The organism is Dyadobacter crusticola DSM 16708 (assembly GCF_000701505.1).
Classification (GTDB): Bacteria; Bacteroidota; Bacteroidia; order Cytophagales; family Spirosomataceae; genus Dyadobacter; species Dyadobacter crusticola.
Genome location: NZ_JNJB01000001.1, coordinates 606,914 through 620,559, shown reverse-complemented (window position 1 = coordinate 620,559; position 13,646 = coordinate 606,914). Strand labels below are relative to the sequence as shown.

Genomic DNA, 13,646 nt, shown 5'->3' with positions numbered 1-13,646 from the left:
GTATTTTCAATGACAAACAGTACTAATACCCCCCGCCAGATACTTAGTTCTCACCAGACAAATCAGAAGATCAGGAGAATCGCCTTTGAGATTTATGAACATAATTTCGAAGAACAAGGCGTGATCCTGGCGGGTATAGCAGGCGAAGGTTACGCATTTGCCGGCCGCCTCGCTGCTGAACTGTCCACCATATCCCCTTTAAAAATAGACTTGATTGAGCTTCGGTTTGACAAACACCTGCATCACCAGAGTCCGGTTGTTTTTGACAAAGACATTAACATCGAGAACCAAGTGATTATCCTGGTCGATGATGTGCTGAATACAGGACGCACGCTTGCGTTTGCATTAGAGCCTTTCCTGAAAGTACCCATGAAGAAGGTGCAGGTAGCAGTGATCGTCGACAGAAGTCACCATTTATTTCCTGTTCATGCAGATTACGTAGGCTACTCGCTCAGTACCACGTTGATGGAGCATGTGGAGGTGGTTTTGAGCAAAGAAGGAGAGGAGGGGGTGTTTTTGAAATAGCTATCGGCAGTTGGCAGTCAGCTTTCGGCTTTCAGGTATTCTTAACTTTAAGGAATCTTTATACTTGCTTAGAGTAGATAATTGACTTTGCATTTTTCATAAAAGCCGACAGCCGACAGCCGACAGCCGACAGCCGACAGCCGACAGCCGACAGCCGACAGCCGACAGCCGACAGCCGACAACCGACAACTAAGTATAAACTCTCCTCAGCTTCACATTCTCCACTGGTCTGATAATCAGCGGGACTTTCTCGATTTTTACGGAGCTGCTGTCCAAGCCAAACCATTTGTCTTCGGGGGTTGTGAAATCTTTGACGAAGAAGTAGGTTTTCATAACGAGCTGCTCAAATAGCGGCAAGTCATTTTCGAATGAAAGGAATCTTTCCAGAACTACAAACCGGAAGTCGCCCGTGATATTCTGCTTGCTCAGCGATTCGTAGCGGCTGGTAATGTCCACTTCCTTGTTCATTACCATGTCTTCAACCACTTTGCGGAAAAACATATTAATCCGCTGATCAACCCGGAAGCCCAGCCTGAAATTGATCTTAATTACATTATCATTCTTGTCATCGTCGGACAACACTTTGTATTCCATTGTGTACGGATCATCGGTAATATCCACGTGGATAAACCAATATACGTCGGCTCTTTTCGGCCGTTTCTGGAAAATGGAGTAGATAACCTTCGTTTCAATTTCCGTTGCACGTGATGCATTGGTCATAAAAACGAGGTGAGTGGTGTATTTAGGAATGCTGATATCGCGGCTCAGCTCGTGCAGCGCAGGCAGGTACTTTTCGAGTTTGGTGTATTCTGTAAGCCGGAGTTTAATGTAAAATGCCCTGAGCCAAACGGTCATTAGACCCGCTACCAATGTGCCTACCATAATCGTAAACCAACCTCCATGCGTGAATTTCAGCAGGTTTGCGCCGAGGAACATTCCCTCAATGAAAAGGTATAGCAGCATAAATGCGATTACAATCCACAAATTAACCCTCTTGATGTAGAGATAATAGGAGAAGAGGATCGTGGTCATGACCATCGTGAGTGTGATCGCCAGACCGTAGGCAGCTTCCATATTTGAAGATTGACGGAAGTACAGCACTACTCCCGTACAGCCCAGCCACAAAAGCCAGTTGATGCTCGGCACATAAAGTTGGCCCTTCTGATCGCTTGGATAGATAAGTCTCACTTTCGGCCAGAAATTTAACCTGATTGCCTCCGAAATCAATGTAAATGAACCGGTGATAACCGCCTGACTCGCGATAATGGCAGCAAGTGTCGCAATGACGACTCCCGGGAGCAGCCACCATTCGGGCATGATTTCATAAAATGGTTTTCGCGCATTCAGCAGATTACCCATCTCAGTGATCAGCCAGGCGCCCTGGCCAAAATAGTTGAGCAGCAAGCATATTTTTACAAAAATCCAGCTCACGCGGATATTCTCACGTCCGCAATGCCCCAGGTCGGAATACAACGCTTCTGCGCCCGTTGTACAAAGGAACACAGCGCCGAGTATCCAGAAACCGCCCGGGTGTTTGGTGATCAAGTCAAACCCATAAACCGGGTTTACTGCTTTCAGGATCTCGGGATGTTCTATAATCTGGAATAAACCAAGCACGCCGAGCATGACAAACCAGGTGATCATCAGCGGACCGAATGCCCGGCCAACAACCTTTGTACCAAAAGCCTGGATGATGAAAATCAGCGTAAGAATGCCGATTACGATAGGTATTGTCTGGATATTCGGGTAGATCAGCTGCAAACCTTCTACTGCTGAAGAAACCGAGATCGGGGGTGTAATAATACCGTCGGCGAGCAAAGTACTGCCGCCGATAATGGCCGGAACTGTCAGCCACTTGGCATGTTTGCGGACAAGTGCGTACAATGCAAATATCCCTCCCTCGCCACGGTTATCGGCGCGAAGGATCAGGATAACGTATTTAACGGTAGTTTGGAGCGTCAGTGTCCAGAAAATGCAGGATATTGCTCCGTAGATAATTTCTTCTGTGATCCTTTCATTCAGGATAATGGCTTGCATTACGTAGAGCGGCGAGGTGCCGATATCTCCGTAAATAATCCCAAATGCAACCAGCACACCAGCCGCTGTTACCTTATCAATTTTGTGCTTTGATTCCATTCATTTTGCTGAAAAAACAGCGAAAGTTAGGAAACGACGTGCAAAGAAGATATTGTCAAACTCAAATTTAATTTAGTGATCAAAAATCAACCGAAGAAAGTGTTGAAAAGCAGGTAGCCATTTAGTAAAATGATGACCAAGGTAATAATCCAGCTCACCAGGGTCATAGTCTTCGAATTCGCAAATTTCCCCATAATGGAAGATTTCGATGTGAAGAAAACCAGCGGCACCACGGCAAAGCTCAGTTGAAGCGAAAGTATTACCTGGCTGAACACAAGCAGTTCGGCCGTGCCCCTTTCTCCATATAGGGAGGAGACGATCAGTGCCGGAACAATGGCGATCCCCCGGGTGATCAACCTTCTCAGCCACGGTTTCAGGCGAATGTTGAGAAAGCCTTCCATAACGATTTGTCCCGCCAATGTGCCGGTGAGCGTGGAGCTCTGGCCGGAAGCGAGCAGTGCCAATGCAAAGAAAATACTGGCAAGACTCACCCCGAGAACCGGATCGAGTAAACGGTAAGCGTCGGTAATATCGGCAATCTCAAAATGTCCGTTCGCATGGAATGCAGTAGCAGCCAGGATCAGAATGGAGCCGTTGATGAAAAAGGCCAGACCGAGGGAGACAGTGGAATCAATGGTAGCGAATTTAATCGCAGATTTCTTCCCGGCATCGTCCCGCTTGAATGCGCGTGTCTGTACGATACTTGAATGCAGGTACAAATTGTGCGGCATTACTGTTGCCCCTAAAATTCCTATCGCGATATAAAGCATTCCCGGGTTGGTGACGATCTCGGTTTTCGGGATCAATCCGCCCAGCATACCTGCCATTGAAGGCTGTGAGACGATCATTTCATAGATAAAGCTCATCAGAATGATTCCCATTAACCCGGCCACAATGCTTTCTATAATACGAAAACCTTTTTGCTGAAAATATAAAACGAGCAGGACGTCCAATGCTGTAAAAACCACCCCCACGGGCAGCGGCAGGCCAAAAAGAAGGTTTAATGCGATGGCCGAGCCGATTACCTCAGCCAGATCCGTTGCTGCGATTGCAATTTCAGATAAAACCCAGAGTACAAATGAAACGGGACGGGAGTAGTAGTCGCGGCAGGCCTGTGCCAGGTCGCGACCGGATGCAATGCCAAGTTTAAGTGATAAATGCTGCAGTAGCATTGCAAACAGATTCGAGATCAGGATCACAGACAGCAACGTGTAGCCAAATCTTGACCCGCCTTCAATGTCCGTAGCCCAGTTGCCCGGGTCGATATAACCCACGGCCACCATTAATCCGGGACCTGTAAATGCCATCATTTTTTTCCAGAAACCCGCACCTTCCGGAACTGCGATACTGGAATGTACTTCCGACAGTGATGCCAGCTGGTTCTTGTCGTCAAGCGCTTCTTTGCGCAGAAATTCTTTCACTTTTAGACCGTCAATCATTTTACCTGCAACCGAAACAGTAATGAATATTACGAAATCAAATATAAGAAAAATCTCAAAAAAAATTTAGGCTAGGCTAAATTTTTTATTTTCCGCTTTCCAAATTGTACTTTTGCTAATATTCGGATCATATATCCTGGTTTCCGTGCAATGCAGAATTCGTTCACAGAAGAAAATTATCTTAAAATCATACACGCTCTTTCCGGCAGGGACGGCGGTGAGGTGAGCACCAACGCGCTTGCCGAAAGCACCGCCACGCGCGCAGCTTCCGTGACGGATATGTTACGTAAACTGGCTGAAAAGGGATTAATCAACTATAAAAAGTACCAGGGCGTAACACTCACCGAACAAGGCGAGAAGGTCGCGATCAAGGTGATCCGGAAGCACAGGTTGTGGGAGGTTTTTTTGGTGGAAAAGTTGGGATTTGGCTGGGACGAAGTGCACGATATCGCCGAGGAACTGGAACATATTCCCTCCGAAATACTTGTCGAAAAGCTGGATACCTTTCTGGGACATCCCCGGTTCGACCCGCACGGAGATCCTATCCCGGACGCAAAAGGGAATTTAACAGAACCTGATTATAAGGTGCTTACCGATGTGCATATCGGCGAAAAAGTACGTATGATGGGCGTGCTGGACCACGCGCCTTCGTTCCTGCAACATCTCGACCGTTCAGGGATTAAGCTGGGTTCTGTAATTGAGGTAAAGGAAATTAATGAATATGACAAGTCTGCTTCTGTACAAATAGACGGCGGGCAATCGTTGTTTATCAGTCTCGAAGTATCAAAAAACCTATTGGTACAACGCCGATGAGACACCGCCAGCCATGAGATTTAAAATTCTGGATCGTTACCTGATCAAAAACTTCCTGATTACCTACGTTTTCGTAGCGTTTGTGATCGTGCTCATTATCTGCATGATCGACTACACGGAAAAGGTCGACGATTTCCTGGAAAAAAAGGCGCCACTCAGGGAAATCCTGATTGATTATTACCTCAACCTCATACCATACTGGATCAATTACATCAGTCCGCTGATGGTATTTATTGCCACGGTATTCTTCACTTCACGTATTGCGGCCAGAACTGAGATCATCGCCATTCTTAGCAGCGGGATCAGTTTCGGCAGAATGCTGCTGCCATACATGGTGGGTGCAATGATCCTCGGCGCAGTCACTTTTTTACAGGTAGGCTGGATCCTGCCGAAAGCTAACAAAATCCGGAACAGCTTCGAGAAAACGTATGTGAAGGACCAGTTCTATTTCAGCGGGCACAATGTGCATATTACCATCGCACCCGATGTGTATGCCTATCTTGAAAGCTATAACAACAGCAGCATGACAGGCAATAAATTCACAATGGAAACCATCAAGGGTAACCAGCTAGTCCAGAAGTTTTACGCGGATAAAATTGTGTGGCAGCCCAAAAAGGGTAAATGGACCATGCAGAACTACCAGGTACGGACATTGGACAGTCTGGGGGAGAAACTTAGTCAGGGAATGGAGATCGACACGACGATCAACCTTTCACCCAAGGATTTTGAAAGTGACTACAACCTTTTTGAGACATTTACATTGCCGGAACTGAATGCGCACATCGACCTGCTGAAAAGCCGCGGCTCCGACGGACTTGAAGTTTACCTTATCGAGAAATACATCCGTTTCACGCAGCCTTTCGCCATTCTTATTCTCACAGCAATCGGCGTGATTGTTTCTGCGCGTAAGAGCAGGCGGGGTGTAGGCTGGCAAATCGCGCTCGGATTTATGCTTGCATTCATTTATATACTGTTCTTTCTTTTATCAAAAGGTGTGGCTGAGGCAGGTACCATTAACACTTTATTTGCTGTCTGGCTGCCGAATATTGTTTTCTCGTGCATCGGATTGATTTTATATAAAACACTGCCGAGATAGTATGTTCACATCTGCCACGCTGCGCTCGTACTTGCACCTGCATTTTCTGGTTTTGATCTGGGGGTTTACGGCAATTGTAGGTCTGCTGGTCACTATTTCACCCATTGCCCTGGTTTTTTACCGGACACTTTTCGCTTGTCTGGGTTTAGGGATAATCATTCTGTTTAAACAAAAACGGTTACGGGCAGATTCTGCCGATTTGCTGCGCATGTTTGCGGTGGGCTTTATCCTTTCTGCGCACTGGATGCTGTTTTTTGCCTCTGCGCGCGTTTCCACAGCTTCGGTATGTCTGGCAGGAATGGCGACCACTTCTTTGTGGACCAGTATCATTGAACCGCTGGTAAATAAAAAACGCATTCGGCCGCTGGAAGTGGGGTTGGGTATTCTGGCATTTGCGGGGCTCTATGTTGTTTTTCGGTTCGAGTTCGACCACGCGCTCGGATTGATGCTCGCGCTCGCTTCTGCGCTCCTCGCCGCGATGTTCACAGTAGCCAATAGCAGGCTCGTACAGCGTATTGACGCTTATGTGATTACTTTTTATGAAATGGCGGGAGCGACTGTGTTTTCGCTGCTGTCTTTGTTTGTGGCAGAATCATTTCAATGGACTGGCAATGCGCCTTATCTTCCGGAGTCAGGTGACTGGATCTGGATTTTGTTCCTTGCCTGGATTTGCACGGTCTACGCAAGTACAATGGCCACGCAGCTGATGAAGCAGTTTTCAGCTTACCTGATCAACCTGACTATCAACCTTGAACCTGTTTATGGAATTGCATTGGCCTTTCTGTTTTTTGGTGAAAAAGAAAGAATGACGACTGCATTTTACTGGGGTACCCTGCTGATTTTGATGGCTGTACTGCTGTATCCATTGCTTTCAGGAAGTGTGCTGGATAAAGGCAGCCGGAAGATAAGTGAGATCAACAATTGAAGGATAATAGGCGCCTCTGGCAGCGGGGAAGAAGCATATTAACTTATTACTGCTATTTTTGTCGATTCAATCCACACGGTAATATATGAATCCAGCACGACTACTTTTAGTAATACCATGTTACAATGAGGAAGCTATTCTGAATCTTACCTACTCCAAACTGAACATCTATTACAATAGTATCAAGCAGCAGGGCCTTATTGCCGAAGACAGCAGGATTTGTTTTGTCAATGACGGCAGCCGCGACAGAACCTGGAAAATCATCGAAGAACTCTGTCTGACAGATTCCAATGTGATCGGGGTTGGATTATCCAGAAATTTCGGTCACCAGAGCGCTATAATGGCTGGTCTGGAAAAGCACGTGGATCAATTCGACTGCTTTATTACCATTGATGCTGACCTGCAGGATGATATCAATGCGATTACCGGTATGATCGAAAGGCACCGCGAAGGCGCAATGGTGGTTTACGGCGTAAGGAGCGATCGCAGTTCAGACAGCTGGTTCAAGCGTGTTACTGCTGAGAAGTTTTATGTTTTAATGCAGAAAATGGGGGTTCCTGTCATTTTCAATCACGCAGATTTTCGTTTAATGGACCGGAGGGTATTGCAGGAGCTGGGTAATTTCAAAGAAATCAACCTGTTCCTCCGCGGCATTGTTCCCTTAATCGGTTTCAGAAACGACAAAGTATATTACAGCAGACTGGAACGGGAAGCCGGCGAGACCAAATATCCGTTAAGTAAGATGCTGCTTTTTGCATGGAACGGGATTACTTCGTTTTCCACATTCCCAATGCGGCTGGTGCTCTACTTCGGGCTTTTCAACTTTTTGATCGCGATGCTCATCGTGGTTTATATCCTCTTCTCATTCCTGATCGGGCATACCGTGCCGGGCTGGACGTCGACCATGCTGCCGCTTACCTTTTTCAGCGGGTTCAATATGATGGCGCTGGGGTTGATAGGAGAGTACATCGGAAAGATTTACGAAGAAGTAAAAGGCCGTCCGAGATACATTATTGAAAAAACTGTCAATGAATAGATTTTATAGAAAATACAGAACTGTTGGCAACTGGATCAACATTGCATTGATGATCGCGGTGCTGCTTCCGCTGCTTGTGCTGTCCTACTACAATCATCCCTCAGCAGCTGACGATTATTGTTATATCGATACCGTCCAAAAAGTTGGTTGGTTTGGCGCAATGAAGCTGTATTATACCACCTGGACAGGCCGGTACTTCGGTGTTTTACTCAACCACAGCAATCCGCTGCTCTTCCATTCCATCACGGGCTTCAAGGTATTACCCGCGGTTTTGATTGGCGGGACAATCTTCGCGTTATACAGCTTGTTCCGGCATTTGACACCGACATTGTCGAGAGTTGCCCATTTGGGTTTTGCAGGCGCTGTTTTCTTTTTGTTTATATTAAAAATGGCCAGCCTTGCGGAAGGTTTTTACTGGATGGCCGCCTTCGTGACTTACACAATTCCCAACATGCTGACGCTGTTCTGGATTGTACTTGTGCTCAGATGGTACCGGCAGGATACACAATCGGCAAGAATACTCGTAGGAGTGCTGGCTGGTTTTCTCGTTTTTGCGGTAATCGGGTGCAGTGAGCAGAACATGCTCACGATGGTGTTGCTGGTAGGAGCCTGGTGGGTTTACCGGCTGATTTACCACCGCAAAGTGGACGCATTTATGATTTCAATGCTGGTTGTTACTGCATTGTCCTGCTATGCGCTGCTCGGCTCCCCGGGTAACCAGGCGCGGATAGGCGGAAACCCGCTTGGAGGTAACATTCCTTTTTCAGCTGTTTCAACCATCAAAAAACTGGTAGTACTTGGTTACGAATGGATCTTTACAACCCCATTAGCATTTTTTACAGCGATCTGGCTGGTTGTGATGTCGCGACTGTCGGAAGGAGCGCGAAATTATTTTTCGATACCGATTTGGTACGCGGTTCTGCTTTTTATAGGCGTACTATCTGCGCAGCTTTTTCCATCTTACTACGGAGTCGGGATCGAGCCCACTCACCGGGTTGTAAATAGCGCGTACTTCTTTTTCCTGATCGGCTGGTTTTATGTTTTTGGTGTGATCTTCCATTATTTCAAGCAGAAGCGGTTCGGTTTTTTCCAATTTACCGTCGCTCGTTTCGTCGGACTTTATGTGATACTGCTTGCTTCTACTGCACTTTCTTTTTACCGGAGCGGCAATGTAAAGCTGATCTATTCAGATTGGCTCAGAGGAACGGCGGCCGCCTATGATCAGGAAATGTATGCGAGGTATGAGACGCTGAAAAACAGCAAAGAGGAAGTCACGTATCTTCCGCCGATCCAGTCCAAAGCGTTCTCGATTTATGTGCAGGACGACATTACCGCGAATCAAAATCACTGGTGGAACAAATGTATGGCGGGCTATTACGGCAAAGGTGCCATCATTTTGAAGGATGTTTCAAGTGAACAAAACAAATAAGCTTTTCCCGGTTACCATCGCGCTTATACCCATTTTGATCTGGGTATTGGTGATATTATACTACTCGGTGGATCTGCCCTGGCTCGACGATTTCGATCCTTTCCCTGATTTCCTGCACAAATGGATCGGCGCTCCATCGTTGTCGGAACAAGTCAAATTGCTGTTCCAGCCTAATAATGAGCATAGAATGGTGGTCGGTAAGCTGGTCACGCTTGGTTATTACTGGATTACCGGAAAGCTTAATTTTACTTTCCTGCACATTGCCGGCGCTTGCTTCACTTTGGGTACACTGGTTATCTTCTGGCGGGTTTTCAGGCAGACAAAGTTGAATATCTGGTACTTTCTGCCCATTCCTTTCTTGTTGTTCCAACTGCAGTACCATCTTGTTTTTCTTTGGGCAATTTGCAGTTTGCAGCATCAGCCGGTGGTACTGTTCGTTTGTTCATCAATGTACCTGCTTGCAAATAAGCGCTTTACCCTGGCTGCATTGTCCGGACTTTGTGCGACTTACGCGATGAGCAGCGGCATTTTCGTTTGGCCGGCCGGAATTATGGTGTTACTGCTGAGCGGGCGCTACAAGCAGCTCGCAGTCTGGTGTTTGATTGCCGTAGCAGGCGTAGGTCTATATTTCTACGGCATGTCGGCTCAGGGAAATGAGTCCAGTTTCGAGTTTTTTGCAAAATATCCGCATCTGTCTTTCCTCGGCTTTTTCGCTTTTCTGGGTGGTTTGTTCGATCTCTTTCCTGAAAAAAGCATTCAAGTACGTACTGCCTTGCCCATTCTAATGAGCTTTCTCATTATGGTGTGGATAGTGAGGTGGCTGTGGCGGCTGTTCTCGGATTGGACGAATAAGACGTTCGGCTGGCCTAAAAGAACGAGTGGAAGATTTGGCGAAAACGTTGAGAACGAATATAGTCCGGTGCAAATGTTCTTGCTGGGCGTGATTACATTCCTGCTCGTCAATGCGATTATCATTGGTTTGCTGCGGCCACGTTTTGGGTTTTTCGTGATGGTGGTGAGCAACTACAAAATGTACCCTGCGCTGTTCCTGATTGCAGCTTACCTGACATTCATTACCTCAAACCTCGTGGAAACGCGACGCAAGCTGGTATTCAGAGCTGCATTTGGAATAAGTATGCTGATATGGATAATCTCTGCGATCAACTACCTTCCGGTTATCTCGGAGCGGTCAAAATACCTGACAGTCAATGGGTACAATCAGGAGTTTAACGGTTTCGGGCTCGGTCACGTGCCATTTTCGGCAGGTGCCGCTTATGTTGACAGCCTAATGAAGGAAATGGTGGAAATGGGCGTGTACCAATATCCAGCCGGAGGCAGAAAGATCGCACAGCAAGTAAATGGGCCTAACGCAAAACAAGCTAATGCCCATATTCTGGTAAAAGATGAAGACAAGCAGATCTATATTAACGATCCCGCTGGTTCCATTTCGCTATCTAAAGACAAGGGAGAATATGTGTTTTTGAAAAATCCGGAAAGAACTTACCTGTTCAAAATTGAGCAGAAGAAATACGTCGGTCGAAATATTTTCCGACAGTACGAAAAGGGTGCTGATATTGTGATTCCCTATTCTTCTGTGCTTTCCGGGTCTTATGATATAGGAATAATCAGAACTGATAATACGGTTCCAGAAGGCGGCATTCTTCGAAAAATCATAATCCCTTAACTAAGACATTTTTTCGATAATAGCCCGAAAGGTGTATTTTTGCCAATATTGGTCATTGAAAATCCCTGAATATTGAAAACTCCTCAGATATCCATTGTAGCGCCGTTATATAATGAATCCGAGTCACTCCCGCTCCTGGTGCAGCGGATCAATGCATTGATGGATTCGAGTCCCCTGGCGATAGAAGTAGTGCTGATAGATGATGGAAGTAAAGATGATACTGCATTAAAAATCAAGCAGGTTGCCTTAATGGACGAGCGGTACCACGGCGTTTTCCTGTCGCGTAACCACGGACACCAGCTCGCATTGACAGCCGGTATCTCAGCCGCGCGCGGAACCGAGGCGCTGTTTGTGATCGATGGCGACTTGCAGGATCCGCCGGAGCTGCTGCCGGAGTTTTACAAGCTCCTCAAAGAAGGAAATGACGTAGTTTACGCCGTCCGCAAGAAACGTAAGGAAGGGTTGATAAAGCGGACGGGATACCATTTGTTTTATCGCATTTTACGCTCGATTTCGTACGTGGATATTCCGTTGGATAGTGGTGACTTTGCATTGGTAAGTCGCCGCGTAGTGGACGTAATGAACAAAATGCCGGAAGAGAGCCGCTACCTGCGCGGCATGCGTTCGTGGATCGGCTTCAAGCAAACCGGTTATGAGTATGAAAGAGACGCCCGTGCGGCGGGGGAGTCTAAATACTCGTTTAAACAATTGTTCAGACTTGCCTATAACGGGATTTTCAATTTCAGCGAATTCCCTATCAAGTTCATGAGCCGTACCGGCGTAGTCGCTATCCTGATATCACTGGCTTATTTCCTGGTAGTTGTAGCTAAAAAGCTGTTTTTTGCCCACGTGATTGAAGGTTTTACTTCATTACTTTTCGTCATTATTCTATTTAGCGGAGTGCAGTTGCTTGCGCTTGGCATTATCGGGGAATATGTGCTCCGGATATTTTTTCAATCCAAAAACAGGCCTTTGTTTATTATCAAAGAAGAGATAGTCAACAGAGAGTACATTTCGCCCGATGCTGTTTAATACCATTCAGTTCCTGATTTTCTTTTTAGTTGTTACGCTGGCATATTTCAGTTTGTCATGGCGTGGCCGCTGGATCTTGCTGCTTGCTGCGAGCTGTTATTTCTACATGGTTTTCAAACCGGTATTCATACTGATTCTGTTTGGGACCATTGTAATCGACTACTACGCAGGCATCTGGATCGAGAAATCGCAAAATCAAAAACAGAAAAAGTGGCTTCTGATAATCAGTCTCATTTCCAATATTGGCATTCTCGCCTTCTTCAAATACTACGATTTTTTACAGGATTCAATTAACGGTCTGCTGGCAAGTGCCGACTTGCGTCCGCTGGTTCCTCCTTTGGCGCGCCTGATCCCGCCGCAGTTTGCGCAATGGATTACGACCGGGTCCGGCAAAATTTTGCTGCCGATTGGCTTGTCTTTCCACACGTTCCAGGCGATGAGCTATACCATCGAAGTGTACCGCGGACACCAGAAAGCAGAGCGGCACTTCGGGATCTATGCATTGTACGTGATGTTCTACCCACAGCTTGTAGCAGGGCCCATCGAGCGGCCACAAAATATGCTGTTCCAGTTCCATTCGTATTTTAAGTACGATTTTGAGCGGGTAAAAGAGGGTTTAATGCAAATGGCCTTCGGGCTTTTCAAGAAGATCGTCATTGCAGACAGACTATCTCTTTTTGTTGACTATGCCTACGATCCCGGCGTTGAGCATAATGGCCTTACTTTGCTCACGGCAACGGTCTTTTACTCATTTCAGATCTATTGCGACTTTTCAGGTTACTCGGATATGGCAATAGGCGCGGCGCGTGTAATGGGATTTACATTGATGGACAATTTCAAAGCGCCTTATGAAGCCAGGTCTATTAAAGAGTTTTGGGGACGCTGGCACATTTCCCTTTCCACCTGGTTCAGAGATTACTTATATATCCCGCTTGGTGGCAACCGGAGAGGTGAATTGATGAGATACCGCAATCAAATGATTATATTCCTGGTAAGTGGATTGTGGCATGGTACGAGCTGGAGTTTTGTGATCTGGGGCGGGTTACACGGATTCTATCAGATCTCGGCCTCTTTGCGGGATAAATGGCTTGAAAAAGCAGGGATCAGGCTGCCTGACAATGCGTTGACAAGGATGATTAATCTGGTGGTGACTTTTCTGCTGGTTTCCCTGACCTGGGTTTTCTTCCGCAATTCCATCAGCCGCTCTGTTGAGATCTTAAAGGGAATCGGCAATTTGTCTTTATCCGACAAAATTATGTCGCCGCTGAATGCGCTTGAAATGTGGTTTTGCGTGTTCCTGATAGCTTTTCTGCTGATTAAAGAGCACTATTTTGAAAAGATACCAACCCGGAGCACAGTAACTTTTTTCATACTGTTCCCTTTACTTTCATTCCTCACCTACATACTCTGTGTAGTTACTGAAAAGCAGTTCATCTATTTCCAGTTCTAAAAAGGAAGTGAAGAGCAAACAATTGCTTTTAAATATTTGTTAGCTCATTTCGAACGACAGTTCTAGTCCATATTCTATTTT

The 13,646-nt window shown here is 46.3% G+C and carries 11 protein-coding genes; 9 read left to right on the top strand and 2 right to left on the bottom strand.

The annotated features are described in order from the left end of the window. Nucleotides 1-9 precede the first annotated feature (9 nt). Nucleotides 10-525: a phosphoribosyltransferase family protein gene (locus tag Q369_RS0102735; RefSeq protein WP_031526225.1), complete on the top strand. Its 516-nt coding sequence runs from the start codon at nt 10-12 to the stop codon at nt 523-525. A 189-nt stretch (nt 526-714) separates the two neighbouring features. On the opposite strand, the gene Q369_RS0102730 is transcribed toward Q369_RS0102735, so the two are convergent. Beyond that, entirely contained in the window at nt 715-2,661 is a 1,947-nt protein-coding gene (locus tag Q369_RS0102730; RefSeq protein ID WP_031526223.1) for a KUP/HAK/KT family potassium transporter, read from the bottom strand. Between the two features lie 86 nt (nt 2,662-2,747). Next, complete coding sequence (locus Q369_RS0102725; protein ID WP_031526222.1) at nt 2,748-4,100, bottom strand: Nramp family divalent metal transporter; 1,353 nt, start codon at nt 4,098-4,100, stop codon at nt 2,748-2,750. A 150-nt stretch (nt 4,101-4,250) separates the two neighbouring features. On the opposite strand from Q369_RS0102725, the gene Q369_RS0102720 reads away from it, so the two are divergent. The 8 genes from Q369_RS0102720 to Q369_RS0102685 all read left to right on the top strand — a co-directional run bounded on the left by Q369_RS0102720 (nt 4,251) and on the right by Q369_RS0102685 (nt 13,565). Beyond that, nucleotides 4,251-4,913: a metal-dependent transcriptional regulator gene (locus Q369_RS0102720; RefSeq protein ID WP_031526221.1), complete on the top strand. Its 663-nt coding sequence runs from the start codon at nt 4,251-4,253 to the stop codon at nt 4,911-4,913. Between the two features lie 13 nt (nt 4,914-4,926). After that, the gene (locus Q369_RS0102715; protein WP_031526220.1) at nt 4,927-6,009 is read left to right on the top strand and encodes an LptF/LptG family permease; all 1,083 of its coding nucleotides are present in this window, start codon (nt 4,927-4,929) and stop codon (nt 6,007-6,009) included. Between the two features lies 1 nt (nt 6,010). Further along, nucleotides 6,011-6,934 carry a DMT family transporter gene (locus tag Q369_RS0102710; RefSeq protein WP_031526218.1) on the top strand — a complete coding sequence of 308 codons (924 nt, stop codon included), beginning with the start codon at nt 6,011-6,013 and terminating at the stop codon, nt 6,932-6,934. 85 nt (nt 6,935-7,019) lie between these two features. After that, nucleotides 7,020-7,970 carry a glycosyltransferase family 2 protein gene (locus tag Q369_RS0102705; protein WP_031526217.1) on the top strand — a complete coding sequence of 317 codons (951 nt, stop codon included), beginning with the start codon at nt 7,020-7,022 and terminating at the stop codon, nt 7,968-7,970. After that, nucleotides 7,963-9,399, top strand: coding sequence for a DUF6056 family protein (locus tag Q369_RS0102700; RefSeq protein ID WP_031526214.1), 1,437 nt, complete (start codon nt 7,963-7,965; stop codon nt 9,397-9,399). The genes Q369_RS0102705 and Q369_RS0102700 overlap by 8 nt, the downstream gene beginning before the upstream one ends. Then, complete coding sequence (locus Q369_RS0102695) at nt 9,383-11,083, top strand: hypothetical protein (RefSeq protein ID WP_229206719.1); 1,701 nt, start codon at nt 9,383-9,385, stop codon at nt 11,081-11,083. Before Q369_RS0102700 ends, Q369_RS0102695 begins: the two co-directional genes overlap by 17 nt. 72 nt (nt 11,084-11,155) lie before the next feature. Next, the gene (locus Q369_RS0102690) at nt 11,156-12,115 is read left to right on the top strand and encodes a glycosyltransferase family 2 protein (protein ID WP_031526210.1); all 960 of its coding nucleotides are present in this window, start codon (nt 11,156-11,158) and stop codon (nt 12,113-12,115) included. Then, nucleotides 12,105-13,565 (top strand): MBOAT family O-acyltransferase, encoded by a 1,461-nt coding sequence (locus Q369_RS0102685; protein ID WP_031526209.1) that lies wholly within the window; start codon nt 12,105-12,107, stop codon nt 13,563-13,565. Before Q369_RS0102690 ends, Q369_RS0102685 begins: the two co-directional genes overlap by 11 nt. The last annotated feature ends 81 nt before the right edge of the window (nt 13,566-13,646 follow it).

Excerpts from the sequence above, each read along its gene's own strand:
- Q369_RS0102700 (WP_031526214.1), top strand. The coding sequence starts at position 7,963 with ATGAATAGATTTTATAGAAAATACAGAACTGTTGGCAACTGGATCAAC.
- Q369_RS0102725 (WP_031526222.1), bottom strand. The coding sequence starts at position 4,100 with ATGATTGACGGTCTAAAAGTGAAAGAATTTCTGCGCAAAGAAGCGCTT.
- Q369_RS0102715 (WP_031526220.1), top strand. The coding sequence starts at position 4,927 with ATGAGATTTAAAATTCTGGATCGTTACCTGATCAAAAACTTCCTGATT.
- Q369_RS0102730 (WP_031526223.1), bottom strand. The coding sequence starts at position 2,661 with ATGGAATCAAAGCACAAAATTGATAAGGTAACAGCGGCTGGTGTGCTG.
- Q369_RS0102710 (WP_031526218.1), top strand. The coding sequence starts at position 6,011 with ATGTTCACATCTGCCACGCTGCGCTCGTACTTGCACCTGCATTTTCTG.
- Q369_RS0102685 (WP_031526209.1), top strand. The coding sequence starts at position 12,105 with ATGCTGTTTAATACCATTCAGTTCCTGATTTTCTTTTTAGTTGTTACG.
- Q369_RS0102720 (WP_031526221.1), top strand. The coding sequence starts at position 4,251 with ATGCAGAATTCGTTCACAGAAGAAAATTATCTTAAAATCATACACGCT.
- Q369_RS0102705 (WP_031526217.1), top strand. The coding sequence starts at position 7,020 with ATGAATCCAGCACGACTACTTTTAGTAATACCATGTTACAATGAGGAA.
- Q369_RS0102735 (WP_031526225.1), top strand. The coding sequence starts at position 10 with ATGACAAACAGTACTAATACCCCCCGCCAGATACTTAGTTCTCACCAG.